The sequence below is a fragment of the Pseudomonas putida genome (assembly GCA_041879295.1).
In the GTDB taxonomy this organism is placed as follows: domain Bacteria; phylum Pseudomonadota; class Gammaproteobacteria; order Pseudomonadales; family Pseudomonadaceae; genus Aquipseudomonas; species Aquipseudomonas putida_Y.
Map to the genome: position 1 here is coordinate 1,297,619 of CP047152.1, position 19,043 is coordinate 1,316,661.

The 19,043-nt window shown below is 61.6% G+C and carries 17 protein-coding genes; 7 read left to right on the forward strand and 10 right to left on the reverse strand.

From position 1 onward, the window contains the following. The first annotated feature begins 22 nt into the window (after nucleotides 1–22). The 4 genes from GST84_06025 (at nucleotide 23) to pdxH (ending at nucleotide 5,280) form a co-directional block, all read left to right on the forward strand. Nucleotides 23–2,257 carry a beta-agarase gene (locus tag GST84_06025; protein XGB11943.1) on the forward strand — a complete coding sequence of 745 codons (2,235 nt, stop codon included), beginning with the start codon at nucleotides 23–25 and terminating at the stop codon, nucleotides 2,255–2,257. A 133-nt stretch (nucleotides 2,258–2,390) separates the two neighbouring features. Then, nucleotides 2,391–3,536, forward strand: a complete 1,146-nt coding sequence (locus tag GST84_06030) for an EstA family serine hydrolase (GenBank protein XGB11944.1) — start codon at nucleotides 2,391–2,393, stop codon at nucleotides 3,534–3,536. Between the two features lie 99 nt (nucleotides 3,537–3,635). Continuing rightward, on the forward strand, nucleotides 3,636–4,613 hold the full coding sequence (locus tag GST84_06035) for an OmpA family protein (GenBank protein XGB11945.1): 978 nt from the start codon (nucleotides 3,636–3,638) through the stop codon (nucleotides 4,611–4,613). Between the two features lie 19 nt (nucleotides 4,614–4,632). After that, nucleotides 4,633–5,280, forward strand: a complete 648-nt coding sequence (gene pdxH, locus GST84_06040) for a pyridoxamine 5'-phosphate oxidase (protein ID XGB11946.1) — start codon at nucleotides 4,633–4,635, stop codon at nucleotides 5,278–5,280. A 39-nt stretch (nucleotides 5,281–5,319) separates the two neighbouring features. Here the strand turns inward: pdxH and GST84_06045 are convergent, their stop codons facing one another. After that, complete coding sequence (locus tag GST84_06045; protein ID XGB11947.1) at nucleotides 5,320–5,553, reverse strand: hypothetical protein; 234 nt, start codon at nucleotides 5,551–5,553, stop codon at nucleotides 5,320–5,322. A 147-nt stretch (nucleotides 5,554–5,700) separates the two neighbouring features. Between GST84_06045 and GST84_06050 the strand changes: the two genes are divergently transcribed. Further along, nucleotides 5,701–6,165, forward strand: coding sequence for a glycine zipper 2TM domain-containing protein (locus GST84_06050; GenBank protein ID XGB11948.1), 465 nt, complete (start codon nucleotides 5,701–5,703; stop codon nucleotides 6,163–6,165). 69 nt (nucleotides 6,166–6,234) lie between these two features. Here GST84_06050 and nhaA read toward each other — a convergent pair whose 3' ends face one another. The 8 genes from nhaA to GST84_06090 form a co-directional block, all read right to left on the reverse strand. Next, the gene (nhaA, locus tag GST84_06055; GenBank protein XGB11949.1) at nucleotides 6,235–7,428 is read right to left on the reverse strand and encodes a Na+/H+ antiporter NhaA; all 1,194 of its coding nucleotides are present in this window, start codon (nucleotides 7,426–7,428) and stop codon (nucleotides 6,235–6,237) included. 277 nt (nucleotides 7,429–7,705) lie between these two features. After that, the gene (locus GST84_06060; GenBank protein XGB11950.1) at nucleotides 7,706–9,313 is read right to left on the reverse strand and encodes a hypothetical protein; all 1,608 of its coding nucleotides are present in this window, start codon (nucleotides 9,311–9,313) and stop codon (nucleotides 7,706–7,708) included. 103 nt (nucleotides 9,314–9,416) lie between these two features. Next, a complete protein-coding gene (locus GST84_06065; protein XGB11951.1) occupies nucleotides 9,417–10,091 on the reverse strand; it encodes a hypothetical protein in 675 nt (224 codons plus the stop codon). Between the two features lie 87 nt (nucleotides 10,092–10,178). Further along, nucleotides 10,179–10,880 (reverse strand): ATP-binding cassette domain-containing protein, encoded by a 702-nt coding sequence (locus GST84_06070; GenBank protein ID XGB11952.1) that lies wholly within the window; start codon nucleotides 10,878–10,880, stop codon nucleotides 10,179–10,181. Then, entirely contained in the window at nucleotides 10,881–11,648 is a 768-nt protein-coding gene (gene livG, locus GST84_06075; protein ID XGB11953.1) for a high-affinity branched-chain amino acid ABC transporter ATP-binding protein LivG, read from the reverse strand. After that, nucleotides 11,645–12,901, reverse strand: coding sequence for a high-affinity branched-chain amino acid ABC transporter permease LivM (livM, locus tag GST84_06080; protein ID XGB11954.1), 1,257 nt, complete (start codon nucleotides 12,899–12,901; stop codon nucleotides 11,645–11,647). Before livM ends, livG begins: the two co-directional genes overlap by 4 nt. Further along, nucleotides 12,898–13,821 (reverse strand): high-affinity branched-chain amino acid ABC transporter permease LivH, encoded by a 924-nt coding sequence (livH, locus tag GST84_06085; protein XGB11955.1) that lies wholly within the window; start codon nucleotides 13,819–13,821, stop codon nucleotides 12,898–12,900. Before livH ends, livM begins: the two co-directional genes overlap by 4 nt. Before the next feature lie 184 nt (nucleotides 13,822–14,005). Next, nucleotides 14,006–15,121 (reverse strand): high-affinity branched-chain amino acid ABC transporter substrate-binding protein, encoded by a 1,116-nt coding sequence (locus tag GST84_06090; protein ID XGB11956.1) that lies wholly within the window; start codon nucleotides 15,119–15,121, stop codon nucleotides 14,006–14,008. Between the two features lie 359 nt (nucleotides 15,122–15,480). Here GST84_06090 and GST84_06095 point away from each other — a divergent pair, with 359 nt between their 5' ends. Both GST84_06095 and GST84_06100 read left to right on the forward strand, forming a co-directional pair. Further along, nucleotides 15,481–15,792: a DUF2288 family protein gene (locus tag GST84_06095; protein XGB11957.1), complete on the forward strand. Its 312-nt coding sequence runs from the start codon at nucleotides 15,481–15,483 to the stop codon at nucleotides 15,790–15,792. A gap of 192 nt (nucleotides 15,793–15,984) precedes the next feature. Then, nucleotides 15,985–16,872 carry an NAD-binding protein gene (locus GST84_06100; protein XGB11958.1) on the forward strand — a complete coding sequence of 296 codons (888 nt, stop codon included), beginning with the start codon at nucleotides 15,985–15,987 and terminating at the stop codon, nucleotides 16,870–16,872. Here GST84_06100 and GST84_06105 read toward each other — a convergent pair. Further along, on the reverse strand, nucleotides 16,772–19,036 hold the full coding sequence (locus tag GST84_06105) for an EAL domain-containing protein (protein ID XGB11959.1): 2,265 nt from the start codon (nucleotides 19,034–19,036) through the stop codon (nucleotides 16,772–16,774). The genes GST84_06100 and GST84_06105 overlap by 101 nt on opposite strands. Nucleotides 19,037–19,043 lie beyond the last annotated feature (7 nt).

Consider the following 19,043-nt stretch of genomic DNA (forward strand, 5'->3'; position numbering starts at 1 on the left):
CTTGAAGGAGAGCCCCCGCCTTATGATCCGCCGCACCCTGCCCGCTGTTTTCGCCTTGTTGTGCAGTTCGCCCTTGCTGGCCGAGCAGCAAACGCTGTTCAGCTTTGTGCGCCCGGCCTCGGTGGTCAATGTGGCGACCGTGGATGCCGGCATGCCGCAGTACAACGCGGAACAAACGGCCGAGGGCGAGGTGTTGCGGCGTGTGGTGTTCAACCCGGCGCAGCAGCCGACCCTTCGCCTGAGCCCGCAGAGCGGGGTGTGGGACTGGTCTGCGGGGCAGTTCCTGACCTTGCGCTTGCAAAGTGCCATGGATTGGGCATTGACCGTGGATGTTACGGTGCAAGGCAGCGATGGGCGCACCTTGACCAGCCGTATCGACCTGCCCGCTGGCCCCGCGCAAACCGTGATGGTGCCGTTGACGGCCCGCTCACCTCTGAGCCAGGGCATGCGCGCCGGCCCGCCGATGCCCTGGAACCATGGTGGTCAGCGCGTTCTGTTGACCAGCAGTGCCGGTGCAGTCGACCTCAAGCAGGTGACCTCGGTCAGCCTGAGCATCCCCAGCCCCAAGGTTGCGCAGAGCCTGTTGATCGAGCGTGTCGGTATTCAGGATGACGACCAGGCGTACAGGGCGGCCTATCACGAGCTGATTGATGCCTATGGCCAGTCGACTCGCGGGACCTGGCCCGAGAAGGTATCCAGTGACGAGCAGCTCAAGGCGGCCAATACCCGTGAACAGCAACAGCTCAAGGGCTGGTTGGCGGAGCGCAGCAAGCAGCAGTTGGACGCTTACGGCGGCCTGGTGGGTGGGCCGGCCTTTGCAGCCAAGGGCTTCTTTCGCACTGAAAAGCGTGATGGCCGCTGGTATCTGGTAACGCCGGATGGGCACCCGTTCTATTCGCTGGGGGTGAACGCCGTGGCGGCAGACGGCGGGCGTACTTATGTCGCCGGGCGCGAAGGCATGTTCAAGGCCCTGCCCGCCGAGGGCGATGCACTGGCCGCGTTCTATGGCGAAAGCAACAACGACGATGGCAATGCCTCGTCGCAAGGGCGCAATTTCAAGCAGGGGCGTTGGTTCGACTTCTACGCCGCCAACCTGCAGCGTGCCTACGGCAAACCCTGCCCGCCTGCGGTGGAGGGCCAGCCAGCGGACTGCGCACCGCCGGCGCTGGATGCCGACCGCTGGCAGGCGCACGCGCTTGACCGCCTTCAGGCCTGGGGGTTCAACACCGTTGGCAACTGGAGTGAGCCGGCTCTTGGCCAAGCCAGACGCATGCCGTATACCTTGCCGCTGTCGATCGAGGGCGACTACGCCAGCATCAGCACTGGCATGGACTGGTGGGGGCGCATGCCCGACCCGTTCGACCCGCGTTTTGCCATGGCCACCGAACGTGCCGTGGCCATTGCCGCTCGCGATCACCGTGATGACCCTTGGTTGATCGGCTACTTTGCGGACAACGAGCTGGCCTGGGCTGCCCCCGGAAGCGACCCCAAGGCCCGCTATGGCCTGGCTTACGGTACCTTGCGCCTGACCACCGACGTGCCAGCCAAGCGCGCGTTCCTCAAGCAGTTGCGCGACAAGTATCGCAACCAGGAGGGGCTGTCCAAGGCCTGGGGCATCGAACTGACCGCCTGGGAACTCATGGAAGATCCTGGCTTCGAGGCGCCGTTGCCTAACCCGGAGCACCCGGAAATCGAGCGTGACTATCAGCACTTCCAGCGGGTATTTGCCGAGACCTACTTCAAGACCATTTCCGATTCGTTGAAGTGGCATGCGCCCAATCACATGCTCCTGGGTGGCCGTTATGCGGTCAGCACACCGGAGGCGGTCGAGGCCTGCGCCGAGTTCTGCGATGTGCTGAGCTTCAACTTCTATACTCTCAAGCCACAGGACGGCTACGACTTTGCCCGCCTGGCGGAACTGGACAAGCCGGTGCTGGTGTCCGAGTTCCAGTTCGGCTCGCGTGATCGCGGGCCGTTCTGGCCGGGGCCATTGGAGCTGGCGCGGGAAGAGGATCGCGGCCCGGCCTACGCAAACTTCCTCAAGGCGGCCATGGCGCAGCCGATGATCGTTGGCGCGCACTGGTTCCAGTACCTCGACCAACCGGCCAGCGGTCGCCTGCTTGATGGTGAGAACGGTCACCTCGGGCTGGTGGCGATTACCGATATGCCATATCCAGGGTTTGTCGATGCCGTGCGCAAAAGCAATCAGCACACCATGAACCAGTTGCGTGCCGAGCTGGAAAAACCGGCCCCCTGAGATCAGGTTGATGCAGTCAACTTAGGTGAGAAGGGCCTTGTGTCACGACCACTTGGCCCTAGCCAGTTTGCAAAACACCCAACTACTGAAACAATGCACACCTTTTTGGATATGGTCGTACGGAGAGCAGCGGGTGCAGATCCAGGGTCACTATGAGCTGAAGTTCGAAGCAGTGCGCGAAGCCTTTGCCGCGCTGTTCGATGATCCCCAGGAGCGTGGCGCCGCGCTGTGCATCCAGGTGGGTGGCGAAACCGTCGTTGACCTGTGGGCCGGCAGTGCCGACAAGGACGGCCAGCAGGCATGGCACAGCGATACCATCGCCAACCTGTTCTCCTGCACCAAGACCTTCGCGGCCGTTACCGCCCTGCAGCTAGTCGGCGAGGGCAAGCTGGCCCTCGATGCCCCGGTGGCCAACTACTGGCCCGAGTTTGCCCAGGCGGGTAAGCAGTCGATCACCTTGCGCCAGCTGCTCAGCCACCGTGCCGGCTTGCCGGCCATTCGTGAGCTGCTGCCGGCCGAAGCCTTGTATGACTGGCAGGTCATGGTCGATGCCCTGGCTGCCGAGGCACCGTGGTGGACGCCAGGCACAGAACACGGCTATGCCGCCATCACCTATGGCTGGCTGATCGGCGAACTGATTCGCCGTGCCGACGGCCGTGGCCCTGGCGACTCGATCGTGGCCCGCACCGCCCGCCCGTTGGGGCTGGATTTCCATGTTGGCCTGGCTGACGAAGAGTTTCACCGCGTCGCGCATATCGCCCGTGGCAAAGGCAATGCTGGAGATGCCGCAGCGCAACGCTTGCTGCAGGTGACCATGCGCGAGCCCGAGGCACTGTCGACCCGGGCCTTTACCAACCCGCCCGCGATACTGACCAGCACCAACAAACCGGAATGGCGGCGCATGCAGCAGCCAGCGGCCAATGGCCATGGCAACGCACGCAGCCTGGCGGGGTTCTATGCCGGGCTGCTGGACGGCAGCCTGCTTGAATCCGAACTGCTCGATGAGCTGACCCGCGAGCATAGCCTCGGCCAGGACCGTACCTTGCTCACCCAGACCCGTTTCGGCCTGGGCTGCATGCTCGACCAGCCCGATGTGGCGAATGCCACATTTGGCCTCGGCGCCCGCGCCTTTGGTCACCCCGGTGCCGGTGGTTCGGTTGGTTTTGCCGACCCGGAGCATGATGTGGCCTTCGGTTTTGTGGTCAATACCCTCGGCCCTTACGTGCTGATGGATCCACGGGCCCAGAAACTGGTACGCGTTCTTGCCAGTTGCCTTTGATCGGGTAATGCGGGTATTGCCACACCCCTTTGACTATCCTCAATGCCAACGCCTGAAGTTCGTAGGCAAAATATCTTTCTATTTCATGGTGTATCGCTGATGTCTTCACATAAAACCTTAGCACTCGCCCTGTGCCTGACCGCCGTTACCGGCTGCGCCAGCCACTCCCCGGACGGCTCCAAGGAAGGTGGTTCCAGCTGGTGGCCTTTCGGTTCGGACAAGGTTGCCGAGCAGCAAGTGAAGTCAGCCGTCACTGAAAAGGTGGCCAAAGCCGATGCCAAATCCGAAAGCGCCAGCCGCTGGTGGTGGCCGTTTGGTGGTGAGGACAAGCAAGCCAAGGGACCGGTGGTGCCGAAGATTGACCAGAAGGCCACCCAGGCCTGGCTGGACGAATACGAGCCCAAGCTGCGTGAAGCGATCAAGGACAGCAAGCTGGAGCTGGAGCGTCGCGACAATGTGCTGGCGGTAACCCTGCCGGTGGACAGCTCGTACAATCCTGATCGCCCGAACATGCTGCTGCCCATGTCCCTGGGCCCGATCACCCGCGTCGCCAAGACTGTCGAAGGCGACCCCAAAACTGCCGTGCTGGTACTGGGCCATGCCGACAGCAGCGGCGCCGCCGTTGTCAACCAGAAGCTCAGCCTGGAGCGCGCCGCGTCGGTATCGGCCATCTTCCGCCTCAGTGGCCTGCAGCGTGACCGCCTGACCCTCAAGGGCATGGGCTCGGTGATGCCGCGCGCTGCCAACGACAGCGCCGAGGGGCGCGCCCTGAACCGCCGGGTGGAAATGTTGCTGACCCCACAGAACACCATGGTCGCACTCTTGGCCAAATACCAGCAGGCCACCCCGGCACCCGCCCCAGCCTCGATGGTGGCAGTGCAGGATGCCAAGGCGCCAGCCGCCAAGGCCGCTGGCAGCAAGCCGGCTGCCAAAACTGCGGCGAAGAAACCTGTAGCCAAGGCCAAGACACCTGCGAAGACTGCAGCCAAGAAGAAAGCTGCACCGGCCAAGTCAGCAGCCAAAAAAGCTACTATTGACAAGAAAGTAGCTGCCAACAGCCCTGCGAAGACCAACTGATCGTCAAGGAACCGCAGTAATGACCCAATCCCTGGCCGATATGCGCCGCGACTACACCCGTGATGGCCTGACCGAAGCCCAGGCACCTGGGGAGCCGTTCGCCCTGTTCCAACAGTGGTTCGCCGATGCGGTGAAAACCGAGCAGGTACCGGTGGAAGCCAACGCCATGACCTTGGCCACGGTGGACGGCGAAGGTCGCCCGCATTGCCGTGTATTGCTGTTGAAGGGGCTCGACGAGCAGGGGTTCACCTTCTTCACCAACTATGACAGCGCCAAGGGCCAGCAACTGCAAGCCAACCCCTTTGCTGCAATGACCTTCTTCTGGCCAGCGCTGGAGCGGCAGGTACGCATCGAAGGCCGTGTGCAGAAGGTTACGGCACAGGAGTCGGATGCCTATTACCAGGTACGCCCGCTGGGCAGCCGCCTGGGGGCCTGGGCCTCGCCACAGAGCCGCGTGATTGCCGGGCGTGAGGAGCTGGAGGGCCTGGTAAAGGCCACCGAAGCGCGATTCTCCGACACCCAGCCGCACTGCCCTGAGCATTGGGGGGGATACCGTTTGTTGCCCGAGCGCATCGAGTTCTGGCAGGGGCGCGCAAGCCGCCTGCATGACCGGTTGAACTATCGGCTGGTGGATGGGCAGTGGCTGAGAGAGCGGCTGGCGCCCTGAGTAACTGGGGCCGCCAAGCGGCCCCAGCCATCGATCAAGCTACCCCGGATATCCCGCCGCCTCGCGCTCCAACCACTCCGCCAGTTGCTTACGCCCCACTTTCTCCTGCCGCGCCTGCGCCAACCTTTCCAGCATGAACGCGCGCTTTTCAGGATCAGCCCCTGCCAGCGACAATGCCAGGTCACGGTCCATCCAGCGGCGCATGCGCACATATAGCCACCAGTGGAAATACAGTCCCGTAACGGTGGTGACCACGACGATGAAGTAATCCATGGCTATTCTTGGTCTCACTTGAAAGGCCTTCGACACAGCCCGGCAGGCTGTACCCCGGCTGAATGAAAACAATTTTATTACGTTTGTACCGTGACAGCCGTCAATGTGCAGCGTCTAATGAGCACCTGACTTATGGAGACTTTACCCATGCGTAAATCCGCTTTGCTGGTGGCGACCTTTACCACCATGTCGCTGCTGCTGGGGGGCTGTGCCTCGAGCTTGACCGGTGACAGCTACTCCCGTGACGAAGCCCGCCGCGTGCAAACCGTGCGTATGGGCACCATCGAATCCCTGCGTCCGGTCAAGATCGAGGGCACCAAGACCCCGATTGGCGGCGGTGCTGGTGCCATCGTGGGTGGCGTAGCCGGCAGCGCTGTGGGTGGTGGTCGTGGCAGCATCGTGGCCGCCGTGATCGGTGCCGTAGCCGGTGGCTTGGCGGGTTCCGCAGCAGAAGAAGGCCTGACCCGTACCCAAGGCGTCGAAATTACCGTTCGTGAAGATGATGGCAGCATGCGCGCCTATGTGCAGGCCGTGCAGGAGAACGAAATCTTCCGTGTTGGCGACCGCGTGCGCATCATGACTGTGGACGGTACCAGCCGCGTTTCGCACTGACCGTAGCGCAGTAAAACAAAACCCCGACATGGCTGCTGCCAGTCGGGGTTTTTTCATGCTTCAGCCAAGTCAGGCAACGCTGGTTTTGCGGCTGGCCATTGCGGTGACGGCGTAGCCGATCACTGCGGCAAAGAACGAACCAGTAAGAATGCCCATGCGGTCCATGCCGGCGTACTCGCTGCTACCCGGGGCGAAAGCGAGCGAGCCAACGAACAGGCTCATGGTGAAGCCAATGCCGCAGAGTATCGCTACCCCCAATATTTGCCCCCAACCAGCACCTGCCGGCAGTGCGGCCAGGCGTAGCTTGACCGCCACCCAGGTCAGGCCGAAAACCCCTACGGTCTTGCCTAGCAACAGGCCGACCGTGATGCCCATCGGCACCGGGTGGGTGAAGCTGTCTAAGGTCATGCCTGTCAGAGAAACGCCGGCATTGGCGAAGGCGAAAAGTGGCAGGATGGCATAGGCCACCCAAGGGTGCAGGGCGTGTTCCAGCGCCAGCAGAGGCGACGATTCAGCATTGCGTGTACGCAGCGGAATGCACAAGGCCAGTGCGACACCGGCCAAGGTGGCATGCACGCCACTCTTGAGCACGCATACCCACAGGATCAGACCAACGATCATGTAGGGGCCGAGCTTGACCACGCCAAGCCGGTTCATCGCCACCAGCACCACCAGGCAGGCTGCAGCCAGCAGCAGCGACACACTCGACAGGGTGCCGGAGTAGAACAGGGCGATGACAATGATCGCACCCAGGTCGTCGATGATCGCCAGGGTCATCAGGAACAACTTCAGTGACACGGGGATGCGTTTGCCGAGCAGGGCCAGGACACCGAGGGCGAAGGCGATGTCGGTGGCGGTAGGGATTGCCCAGCCGGCCACGGCTGCAGGGTTGTCACGGTTGATGAACCAGTAGATCAGCGCTGGCACCACCATGCCGCCCACGGCAGCGGTGGCAGGCAGGATTACTTGTGAGGGCTTGGACAGGTGTCCGTCGACCACCTCGCGTTTGACCTCCAGGCCGATGAGCAGGAAGAACAGGGCCATCAGGCCGTCGTTGATCCACAGCAGCAATGGCTTGGCGATGTTAAGCGCGCCGACCTGAACGGCGACGGGTACGTCGAGCAAGCCGTTGTACAGGTAGGACAGCGGCGAGTTGTTGATGATCAGGGCCAGAACGGCGGCAGCGATCAGCAGCAGGCCGCTGGCAGCTTCGAGCTGGAAGAAACGGGTAAACAGGCTACGCACGGGCTGTAGGCTCTCCATGAGCAGTTTACGAAGGGTACGGGCGTACACCCTAGTCTGTGATGATGTTCCTTAAAACAAAAAACATATTCGTTTTTGTTATATGTTGTTGCTGGCAGGCCTAGGGCAAGCCTAGATGGATTTGGGGAAGGGTGGGGGAGGGGAAGTCTGGAGTAGGTGCTGGAATAGACTGATGCCGGACCGGGCCCTTTCGCGGGTAAACCCGCTCCTACAGGGGACCATTGTTCCGTGTAGGAGCGGGTTTACCCGCGAAGAGGCCCTGTCAGTCGATAAAGAGTCAGAGGCCGAGCATATCCCGCGCCACCGCCTCGGCGATACGAATACCATCCACACCGGCTGACAGGATCCCGCCCGCATACCCAGCCCCTTCACCCGCCGGGAACAGCCCCTTGAGGTTCAGGCTCTGGTAATCCTCACCCCGGGTAATCCGCAGTGGCGACGAGGTACGCGTCTCGATTCCGGTCAACACCGCATCATGCAGGTTATAGCCCTTGATCTGCCGGTCGAACGCCGGCAGTGCCTCACGGATCGCCTCGATGGCGAAGTCCGGCAGGCTCGGTGCCAGGTCTCCCAAGGTCACACCTGGCTTGTAGGACGGCTCGACACTGCCCAGTGCGGTGGAGGGCCGGCCGGCGACAAAGTCACCCACCAGTTGCGCCGGTGCCTGGTAGTTGCTGCCGCCCATTACATAGGCGTGCGCTTCCAGGCGCTCCTGCAGTTCGATACCGGCCAACGGGCCACCCGGGTAGTCGCGCTCGGGGTCGATGCCGACGACGATGCCGGAGTTGGCGTTGCGCTCGTTACGCGAATACTGGCTCATGCCGTTGGTGACGACTCGGCCTGGCTCACTGGTGGCCGCGACCACGGTGCCACCCGGACACATGCAGAAGCTGTACACCGAGCGGCCATTTTTGGCGTGATACACCAGCTTGTAATCGGCAGCACCCAGTTTCGGGTGGCCGGCGTACTTGCCCAGGCGTGCCTTGTCGATCAACGTTTGTGGGTGCTCGATACGGAAGCCCACCGAGAACGGCTTGGCTTCCATGTAGACACCTTTGGCATGCAACATGCGGAAGGTGTCGCGGGCGCTGTGGCCCAGGGCCAATACCACATGGCGAGAGTGCAGCTGTTCGCCGCTCTCAAGCACGACACCTGTCAGTTGGCCATCTTCGATCAACAGGTCGGTGACCTTTTCCTGGAAGCGCACTTCGGCTCCCAGGGCGATCATGTCCTGGCGCATCTGTTCGACCATGCCGGTGAGGCGGAAGGTGCCGATGTGCGGCTTGTTGATGTACAGGATTTCGTCCGGCGCACCGGCCTTGACGAATTCTTCCAGCACTTTGCGGCCGTGGTGTTGCGGATCCTTGATCTGGCTGTAGAGCTTGCCGTCGGAGAAGGTGCCGGCGCCGCCTTCACCGAACTGCACGTTGGACTCAGGGTTGAGCACGCTTTTACGCCACAGGCCCCAGGTGTCCTTGGTGCGCTGGCGCACTTCCTTGCCGCGTTCGAGGATGATCGGCTTGAAGCCCATCTGTGCCAGCAACAGGCCGGCAAAGATGCCGCACGGGCCGAAACCGACCACAATCGGGCGCTCCTGCAGACCTGCCGGGGCCTGGCCGACGAACTTGTAGGTGACATCTGGCGCAGGGCCGATGTTGCGATCATCAGCGAACTTGCTGAGCAGCTCGGCCTCGTTGCTGGCTTCCAGGTCGATGGTGTAGATGAACAGCAGTTCGCTGTTCTTCTTGCGCGCATCGTAGCTGCGCTTGAACAGGTTGAAGCTGAGCAGTTGCTGGTCGCGGATGCCCAGGCGCTGGACGATGGCTTCGCGCAACGCTTCGTCAGGATGGTCCAGGGGCAGCTTCAGTTCGGTGATTCGTAGCATGGCAGGGTCCAGTATCCCGGCCATGGGCGGCCGGCGGCTTTACACAAACCGCCAAGTATAAGCTGTTCGCTGCCCCTACTGGCAGGATAAAAACGCCCGGTGATCAGTTGTCGCGTGCGCCGCCGTAGTAAGCACAGCCCTGCAAGGTCTTGCCGTCGATGCGCAGTTCGGCGCGCAGGTGGTGGATGGCGCCAGTGGCGATATCTGCGCAGCGCTGCGGAGCGACCCACAGTTCCACGTGCTGGCCGTTGGCTTCGCTGGTCAGGGTCAAGCCGCCACCGGGTACTTCTTCTTCCAGGAACGGCAAGGGTAGGGGGGGCTGGCCGATTCGCTCGATGACCATGCCCTTGCCGCTGGCCTTGATGTCCCAGTCCGGTTCATGGCCGTTGGCGCGCAGGGTCAGCTGCTTGAAGTTGGGGTCGTCGCAAGCGCGGGTGGAGGGTTCCAGGCGGTACAGGCGGCTGACCTCCAGCTGGCCGTCGTTGTCGGCCTGCTTGGCGCCAGTGAGGCGACCACGCACGTCGGCGAACAACTTGGCGTTGGCGTCCTTGGCCAGGTTGGCGGCCTCCGGCAGGATGCCGGTGCCGGCGACGTCATTGATCACGAAGCGGCGTGCTTCGCTGCAGGGCTTGAACAACAGGCGGCCGCCATTGGCGCTCAGTTCGCCCTGCATGCGCGTGGTGCCGATGTTCGGGTCACGGGGCTGCTCGGCCAGTAACTGGCAGCCAGCGAACAGGGGCAGCAGGGCACTGAGCAGCAGGGTAGGGGTGAGGCGCATGGGGCGGGCTCCGGGAATCTTTGCCAAAGAGCTGGCCACGATACACGTCCTGCAGGCAGAAAAAAGGGCCCGAAGGCCCTTTTTCATTCAACCCCCCAGGTACGCGTCGCGTACTTTCGGGTCGGTCAACAGTGCTTCCCCCGTACCCTGCATCACCACCCGACCATTCTCCAGCACATAAGCCCGGTCAGCGATCTTCAGCGCCTGGTTGGCGTTCTGCTCCACCAGGAACACCGTCACGCCATCGCGGCGCAGCTGTTCGATGATGTCGAAGATCTGCTGGATGATGATCGGCGCCAGGCCCAGCGAAGGCTCGTCGAGCAGCAGCAGCTTGGGCTTGCTCATCAGCGCCCGGCCGATGGCGAGCATTTGCTGCTCGCCGCCGGACATGGTGCCGCCACGCTGCATGTAGCGCTCCTTCAGGCGCGGGAACAGTTGCAACACCTTGTCCAGTTGCTCCTGGTAGTCGCCCTTGTCGGTGAAGAAACCACCCATTGCCAGGTTTTCCTCGACGGTCAGGCGGGCAAACACGCGGCGGCCTTCCGGCACAACGGCGATGCTTTTGCGCATGATGTGCGAGGACGGCTGGCCGACCAGTTCTTCACCCAGGTACTTGATGCTGCCACTGTGCGCCTGCGGCGAGCCGCACAGGGTCATGAGCAAGGTCGACTTGCCGGCACCGTTGGCGCCGATCAGGGTGACGATTTCGCCCTGGTTGATCTCCACGTTGACGCTGTGCAGCGCCTGGATCTTGCCATAGAAGGTGGAAACGTTTTCAAACTTCAGCATTTACGCTTCCCCCAGGTAGGCTTTGATCACATCAGGGTTATCGCGGATCTCTTCCGGCGTACCGTGGGCCAGGGGGGTGCCCTGGTTGATGACCACGATATGGTCAGAGATGCTCATCACCAGCTTCATGTCGTGCTCGATCAGCAGCACGGTAACGCTGTGCGACTCACGCAGGTAGGCGATCAGGGCCTTGAGGTCTTCGGTTTCTTTCGGGTTAAGGCCTGCGGCAGGTTCGTCCAGCATGATGATGCGTGGTTGGGTCATCATGCAGCGGGCAATTTCCAGGCGACGCTGCTGGCCGTAGGCAAGGGTGCCGGCGGTGCGGTTGGCGAACTCGGTGAGGTTGACCTTCTCCAGCCAGTACTGCGCACGCTCCAGGGCTTCCTTCTCGCTGCGGCGGAAACCCGGGGTCTTGAACAGGCCGGCGAAGAAGTTGGTGTTGAGGTGGCGGTGCTGGGCGATAAGCAGGTTTTCCAGCGCGGTCATTTCCTTGAACAGGCGCACGTTCTGGAAGGTTCGCACCACGCCCTTGCGGGCAATCTGGTGGCCGGCCAGGCCCTGGATCGGCTGGCCATCGAGCAGGATGGTGCCGCCGCTGGGCTTGTAAAAGCCGGTCAGGCAGTTGAACACGGTGGTCTTGCCGGCGCCGTTCGGGCCGATCAGCGCCACTACCTGTTTCTCCTTGACGGTCAGGCCCACGCCGTTGACCGCCAACAAGCCGCCAAAGCGCATGCTCAGGCCGCTGACTTGCAGAATTTCGCGGCTCATCGGGGCAGCTCCATCTGTGGACGTTGCATAGGCAGCAGGCCTTGCGGACGCCAGATCATCATCAACACCATCAACGCACCGAACATCAGCATCCGGTATTCGCTGAACTCACGCATCAGCTCTGGCAGCAGGATCATCACGATGGCCGCGAGAATCACGCCCAGTTGTGAGCCCATGCCGCCAAGCACGACGATGGCGAGGATGATCGCCGACTCGATGAAGGTGAACGACTCCGGCGTCACCAGGCCTTGGCGCGCGGCGAAGAAGCTGCCGGCGAAACCGGCGAAGCAGGCGCCCAAGGTGAATGCTGAGAGCTTGATCACGGTCGGGTTCAGGCCCAGTGCACGGCAGGCGATCTCATCTTCACGCAGTGCTTCCCAGGCACGACCGATCGGCATGCGCAGCAGGCGGTTGATCACGAACAACGCCAGCAGGGCCAGCAGCAGAGCCACCAGGTACAGGAAGATGACCTTGTTGATCGAGTTGTATGGCAGCCCGAAGTACTCGTGGAAAGTCTGCATGCCCTCGGCTGCACGGCGTTCGAAGGTCAGGCCGAAGAGTTCCGGTTTGGGGATGTTGCTGATGCCGTTGGGGCCGCCGGTCCAGTCGGTGAGGTTACGCAGGAACAGGCGGATGATCTCGCCGAAGCCGAGTGTCACGATCGCCAGGTAGTCACCGCGCAGGCGCAGCACCGGGAAGCCTAGCAGGAAGCCGAATGTGGCAGCCATCAGGCCGGCAATCGGCAGGCACACCCAGAAGCTCCAGCCCAGATAATGCGAGAGCATCGCGTAGCTGTAGGCCCCGACGGCATAGAAGCCCACGTAGCCGAGGTCGAGCAGGCCCGCCAGGCCGACCACGATGTTCAGGCCCAGGCCCAGCAACACGTAGATCAGGATCAGCGTGGCGATGTCGACTGCACCGCGAGAGCCGAAGAATGGCCATACCAGCGCCATCACGATCAACCCGATGATGACATAGCGCTGGGTTTTGGGCAGGGTGAGGTAGTTACTGACTGCCGGGGGGATCAGCTTGCGATCCGAACGGCGGCCCATCACCGAACTCCACTGCTTGTCGAACAACACGCGCAGGAACATCAGCACCGAACACACGGCGATGATGCTGATGGTGAACGAGCCCTGGCTGTGCACGACCAGGCTGATGCCGTCGATGCTCAGTTTCAGGCCCAGCACCGGGAAGGCCACGGCCCAGACCAGCAAGGCGCTGAAGAACGCCTGTTTGAGATTTCTGTTCATACTTTTTCAACCTCCGGGCGGCCCAGGATGCCGGTCGGCCGGAATAGCAGGACAAGAACCAACAAGCCGAATGCCACTACGTCCTTGTACTGGTCGCCGAAGATGTCGGCGCCAAACGCTTCGGCTACACCCAGCACCAGCCCACCGAGCATGGCGCCCGGAATACTGCCGATGCCCCCCAGCACCGCTGCGGTGAAGGCTTTCAGACCCACCAGGAAACCGGCGTTGGGGTTGATCACCCCGTACTGCATGCTCAGCAGCACGGCCGCCACGGCAGCCAGGGCGGCCCCGATGACGAAGGTGAGGGCGATGATGTTGTTGGTGTTGATGCCCAGCAGGTTGGCCATCTTGATGTCCTCTGCACAGGCACGGCAGGCGCGGCCCAGGCGGGAACGAGAGATGAACAGGGTGAGCAGTGTCATGGCCACCAGGGTGACGACGAACACCAGGATCTGCATGTAGCTGATCAGTACTTCTTCAGCACCGCCTGGTCCGAAGGAGAAACTCCCGGGGATCAGGTTGGGGATGGATTTATCCTTGGAGTCCTGCGAGAGCAAGACCGTGTTCTGCAGGAAAATCGACATGCCGATGGCGGAAATCAGCGGGATCAGACGGTTGCTGTTGCGCAGGGGGCGGTAGGCAACCCGTTCGATGCTGTAGCCATAGGCACTGGTGACGAAGATCGTCGCGACGAAGGCGACGGTCATCAGGATCGGCAGCGAATGGATACCCATCATGGCCAGGCCCGCCAGGGCGATGAAGGCCACGTAGGAACCGATCATGTACACCTCGCCGTGGGCGAAGTTGATCATGCCAATGATGCCGTACACCATCGTGTAGCCGATGGCGATCAAGGCATAGGTGCTGCCGATGGTCAATCCATTAACCAGTTGTTGGAAGAAATGGTAGATCTCAGGCATTACAGCGCTCCTAAAAACCTGATTTGCATTTCACTGGCAGGGGTACGGCCAGGAAACCGCGGGTGACGGTTTTAAGATTTTCAGGTGAGCCCGCCCCCGGATCGCGGGGAGGGGCCCATGAACCTCATAAAACGAAGCCCACTGCTCGCACAGTGGGCTCGTAGGTCAGCTATTAGTCACGCAGTTACTGAGGGGAGACTTCGGTCTTCGGCTTGCCGAAGTGCCATTCATAGACCACGAACTTGAAGTCTTTCAGGTCGCCTTTATCGTCGAACGACAGGTCACCGGTCGGGGTCTTGAAGGTGCCTTCGTGGATGGCTTTGGCCACCTTGTCGGTATCTTCGGAACCGGCTTTCTTGATGCCTTGAGCGATCAGCTCGACAGCCGAGTAGGCGGGGAATACGAACGGGCCACTTGGGTCCTTGCCGTCAGCCTTGATGGCGTCGACGATCTTCTTGTTCTCCGGGTCAGCGTCGAACGACTTCGGCAGGGTGACCAGCAGGCCTTCGGAAGCGCCCTGGGCGATCTGCGAAATGGAGTCGTTACCCACACCTTCCGGACCCATGAACTTGGCTTTCAGGCCTTTCTCTTGAGCCTGGCGCAGGATCAGACCCAGCTCTGGGTGGTAGCCGCCGTAGTAGACGAAGTCGACATTGTTCTGCTTGAGCTTCTGGATGATCGAGGAGAAGTCCTTGTCACCGGCATTCAGGCCTTCGAAGACGGCCACTTTGGTGCCTTTCTTCTCAAGGGTTTGCTTGACTGCGGTGGCGATGCCTTCACCGTACTGCTGCTTGTCGTGCAGAACGGCAACGACCTTCGGTTTGACGTGGTCGGCGATGTAGTTGCCGGCAGCCGGGCCCTGGGCGCTATCCAGACCGATAGTGCGGAAGATCAGCTGGTAGCCACGGGCGGTGATTTCCGGGCTGGTGGCGGCGGGGGTGATCATGATCACGCCTTCGTCCTCGTAGATGTCGGACGCTGGCTGGGTGGAGCTGGAGCACAGGTGGCCGACCACGAACTTGACGCCGTCGTTGACCACTTTGTTGGCGACTGCCACGGCCTGTTTAGGGTCGCAGGCGTCGTCGTATTCCTTGGCTTCGAGCATCTTGCCATCTACGCCGCCCGCGGCGTTGATATCCTTGATGGCTTGCTTGGCGCCGATGAACTGCATGTCGCCATACTGGGTGACAGGGCCGGTCTTGGGACCTGCAATCCCGATCTTGATGGTATCGGCGGCAAACGAATGGCTGGCTACCCCGGCCAGAACCATTGCGGCGAACAGCTTGGAAATCTTGATCATAGTGCTCCACTCATTCTGTTGTAATTCTTATAGTCCTGGCGGCCAGGGCTACAGACCGGGCGGGATTTGCGGCGTGGCCATGCCAACGCGCTAGCCCACCTTCCCCCGGAACATGTCCCGGAACTGTACCGGTACAGTGTAGAGCGCTGTTCGAGCGCTTGAAAAGCGGTCGAAAAGTGCGTCTTTCCTGCGTTGTCGCTTGATCGACAGAAAGATACAGAAAGGCGCCATCAAACTGCCTGCATCTGCGGCCCCGTCCCACAACTTCGGGGCCAATCGACCAAATTACATATTTGAAACCGGGTTTTTCTGCAAAAATGCCGGCCTTTTTATTGACCGATTTTTTGCGGATACCACCCATGACTGATCAAACAAGCACCCTCTATGCCAAATTGCTTGGCGAGACGGCAATCATCGAGTGGAAAGCGTTGGAGCGTTTTTGGGCCAAGGGTGACCTGATTTGGGTCGACCCCAGCCTTGACCTGATCGCCGTTGCCGAGGCGATGGCCGAGAATCGCAGCGAGATCTTCGCCAAGTGGCGTAGTGATGGCACTGTTGGGCCGGTGTCGGCCGAGCAGGCATTGGACCTGCAAAGCCGCGACCCAGAGATCTGGGCGGTGGTGGTTTCACCGTTCATCGTGATTCAGGTGAAGTGCCAGGAAGAGGCGTGATCTTTTTTGGTGCGCAAAAGTACGCATCAGCTCCGTTTTGGTGCTTGAAAGTAATCAAGGCGGGTAGAGGGAAGTAACAATTCGGCGTGGCGGTAACAGTTTACGGGATGCGTAATGTGGCCGCCGTTCTGTCAGGCGCCAACGGGATCCTAGCCAGCCTGGGAAATGTTCGAATCAGTCAGGAGTTTATCAATGAGCACTGCACTACCTTCGCTTGGATTCGCCGGCATCGGCCTGATGGGCCTGCCCATGTGCCGCCGCCTGCTGGCAGCGGGTTATCCGCTCACGGTTTGGAACCGCAGCCCGGACAAGTGCGCCGCCCTGGTCGCTGCTGGCGCGCGCCTGGCCGGCAGCCCGGCCGAATTGTGCCGTGACAGCGACATGGTTCTACTCTGCCTGGCCGACACGGCGGTGGTGCGTGAAGTGGTGTTCGGCGAGCAAGGCATTGCCCAAGGCGGGCGCAGTGGCCAGTTGCTGATCGATTTCTCCAGCCTGGAACCCACCGCCACCCGTGAAATGGCTGCCGAACTGGCAGCACTGTGCGGCATGGCCTGGCTGGATGCACCGGTGTCTGGCGGTACGCCTGGTGCCGAAGCTGGCACGCTGGCGATCATGGTTGGCGGTGAAGCGGCCGACTTGCAGCGTGCACGCCCGGTACTGCAGGTGCTTGGTCAGCGCGTGACACATATGGGGGCGGTAGGCGCTGGCCAGGTGACCAAGGCTTGCAACCAGATGATCGTAGCGTGCAATGCCCTGGTAATTGCAGAGGTGGTGGCACTGGCCGAACAGTCGGGCGTGGACGCGACGCTGATCGCTGAAGCGCTGGCCGGTGGTTTTGCCGATTCCAAGCCATTGCAGATTCTTGCGCCGCAAATGGCAGAGAGCCGCTTCGAGCCAATCAAGTGGCACGTACGCACGCTGCTCAAGGACCTTGATGGCGCAGTCAAGTTTTCCCGCGAGCAAGGCTCGGCAACGCCACTCAGTGGCCTTGCCGCGCAACTGATGCGGCTGCACGGTAGCCAGGGTTACCTGCAAAAAGATCCGGCGACCCTGGTAGAGCTGTATCGCAACAAGGTGTAATCCGGCCGCTCTGGTGCTGCAACCGCTCTAGCAGTGGCCGCAACTCGGTCAGCGGAACGGGGCGCCCCAACAGGTAGCCCTGCAGGTAGTCGCAGCCATGGCTTTCCAGGAAAGCCTGCTGTTCGGCGGTTTCCACGCCCTCGCTGACTACCTGCAGGTGCAGGGTATGCGCCATGGCGATGATTGCCTGGACAATTTCGCGGTCTTTCTGGTTGCCTGGTACATCCTGCAGGAAGGTGCGGTCGATCTTCAGCACATCCAGCGGCAGGCGCTTGAGGTAGGCCAGTGACGAGTAGCCGGTACCAAAATCGTCGATCGAAAGTGCCACCCCCAAGGCCCGGACGCGTTTGAGCAGGCTGACCGTGCGCTGGATATCGCCCACCAGGGCGTTCTCGGTCACCTCCAGCTCCAAGTGGTGCGGCGCAAGGCCGGCGTGGAACAGCGCCTTTTCAACTTCGTTGGGCAGTTCATCGTGGCTGAGGGTGACTGCCGAGCAATTGACCGTGACCTTGACCTTGCCATAGCCGTGGCGCTGCAAGAGTGCCAGGTCGACACAGGCGTGGCGCAGCACCCACAGGTCCAGGTCGATGATCAGGCCGTTGGCTTCGGCAATGCCGACAAAGCGGTCGGGCCCGAGCAGGCCGTGTTGAGGATGCTGCCAGCGTACCAGCGCTTCCAGTTTGGCCACTTGCCCACTGCGCAGGTCGAAGATCGGCTGGTAGTGCACACACAGCCCGCGTTCTTCGAGCAGGGCCAGGCGCAGCTCTTCTTCCAGTTGCAAGGCGATCGACGCGCGGGCCTTCAGACTGTCGTTGAAGAAATTCAGGCTGTTGCGGCCGTTGTCCTTGGATTGGTAGAGGGCCAGGTCGGCATGCTTGAGCAGCTCTTCGGCTGTGCCGCCATCGTCCGGGAAGATGCTTATACCAATGCTGGTGGTCATGACCATGCGTCGCCCGCCAAGGTCGATGGGTTCTTTCATCCGTTGCATGATGCGCTGGGCCAGGTGTCGGGCTTCGTCGCGGCTGTTCAGGCTGGTGACCACACAGAACTCGTCGCCACCAAAGCGTGCAACCAGGTCGTGGCTGCGGGTAGCAGCCTTGATGTGGTTGGCGATCACCTTGAGCAGTTCGTCACCGGCGTCGTGGCCGAGGCTGTCGTTGATGCGCTTGAAATGGTCGATATCGAGGAACATCACGGCCAGGCGGTTTGCGCTGGCCTGATGTTCGACCAGGCAATCGGCGAATACCTGGTTGAACCCACGGCGGTTGAGCAGGTTGGTCAGGGCATCGTAGTTCGCCGCCTGCTGCAGCGAAGCGCGGGCCTGGTCCAGTTGGCTGAGCAGTACGCTGACCCGGCGCAGGTCGTGCTCCTTGCTTTGCAACTTCTTGTCGGCCAGTGCGGCGCTGATGCTGGCGCCACTGATCAGCAGGGTGATGAAGCCAATGCCCAGTCCCAGCTGCAGGCTGTTGTCGCCAGACGGCAGGCGCAGTGCGGTATCGGCAGGGATAACCAGGGTCATGGCCGACATCGCGGTGAAATGAGTGGCGACGATGCCGCCGGCCATCAGCAGGCTGGCGCCGTATTTCATGGTCTGGTACAGGGTGCCGCTGCCATTGCGCAAGTAGCTGGCCAGGTACAGCGCGGTCAGGGCGGTAAGCAGGGCAATGGCGGCAGAGGCAAGTAGCAAGCCGGTCTGGTAGTACTGGCGGGCCCCCGTTTCCATCGCGGCCATACCGACAAAATGCATGAGGATGATGCCCAGCCCGATCAGCGCTGCGCTTGGCACAAAGTGGGGCGCACGCATCTTGCTTCGTTCCAGGCTGTGCATGGCCAGCCAGGCCACGCCCAGTGCGATGAGTAGCGAAAGAATGGTCAGGGATGGGTCGTAGTGCACTTCTACCGGAGCCCGAAAGGCCAGCATGCTGATGAAGTGCATGGCCCATATGCCGCCTGCCAGGCAGCAGGCTCCAAGCATGTTCCATTGCCGGTGGGCGGTGGGGTCGTCGCTGTGGGACTGGCGTTCGGCCATGCCGAGGGTGGCGAAACAGGCCGCGCAAGCAACGAAATAGGCGAGCAGAACCAGGAGCGGTTCATGACGGCAGTCTATGACGATACGCCCGGTTGCGGGAAGATCGGCGAACAGTTGTAGCCCCAGCCATTCCATGGAATGC

Bases quoted from the DNA above. Each gene is read 5' to 3' on its own strand.
- GST84_06095 (XGB11957.1), top strand. From the start codon at position 15,481: ATGACTGATCAAACAAGCACCCTCTATGCCAAATTGCTTGGCGAGACG.
- GST84_06070 (XGB11952.1), bottom strand. From the start codon at position 10,880: ATGCTGAAGTTTGAAAACGTTTCCACCTTCTATGGCAAGATCCAGGCG.
- GST84_06065 (XGB11951.1), bottom strand. From the start codon at position 10,091: ATGCGCCTCACCCCTACCCTGCTGCTCAGTGCCCTGCTGCCCCTGTTC.
- nhaA (XGB11949.1), bottom strand. From the start codon at position 7,428: ATGGAGAGCCTACAGCCCGTGCGTAGCCTGTTTACCCGTTTCTTCCAG.
- livG (XGB11953.1), bottom strand. From the start codon at position 11,648: ATGAGCCGCGAAATTCTGCAAGTCAGCGGCCTGAGCATGCGCTTTGGC.
- GST84_06090 (XGB11956.1), bottom strand. From the start codon at position 15,121: ATGATCAAGATTTCCAAGCTGTTCGCCGCAATGGTTCTGGCCGGGGTA.
- livM (XGB11954.1), bottom strand. From the start codon at position 12,901: ATGAACAGAAATCTCAAACAGGCGTTCTTCAGCGCCTTGCTGGTCTGG.
- GST84_06035 (XGB11945.1), top strand. From the start codon at position 3,636: ATGTCTTCACATAAAACCTTAGCACTCGCCCTGTGCCTGACCGCCGTT.
- GST84_06045 (XGB11947.1), bottom strand. From the start codon at position 5,553: ATGGATTACTTCATCGTCGTGGTCACCACCGTTACGGGACTGTATTTC.
- GST84_06105 (XGB11959.1), bottom strand. From the start codon at position 19,036: ATGGAATGGCTGGGGCTACAACTGTTCGCCGATCTTCCCGCAACCGGG.
- GST84_06100 (XGB11958.1), top strand. From the start codon at position 15,985: ATGAGCACTGCACTACCTTCGCTTGGATTCGCCGGCATCGGCCTGATG.
- pdxH (XGB11946.1), top strand. From the start codon at position 4,633: ATGACCCAATCCCTGGCCGATATGCGCCGCGACTACACCCGTGATGGC.
- GST84_06060 (XGB11950.1), bottom strand. From the start codon at position 9,313: ATGCTACGAATCACCGAACTGAAGCTGCCCCTGGACCATCCTGACGAA.
- livH (XGB11955.1), bottom strand. From the start codon at position 13,821: ATGCCTGAGATCTACCATTTCTTCCAACAACTGGTTAATGGATTGACC.
- GST84_06025 (XGB11943.1), top strand. From the start codon at position 23: ATGATCCGCCGCACCCTGCCCGCTGTTTTCGCCTTGTTGTGCAGTTCG.
- GST84_06050 (XGB11948.1), top strand. From the start codon at position 5,701: ATGCGTAAATCCGCTTTGCTGGTGGCGACCTTTACCACCATGTCGCTG.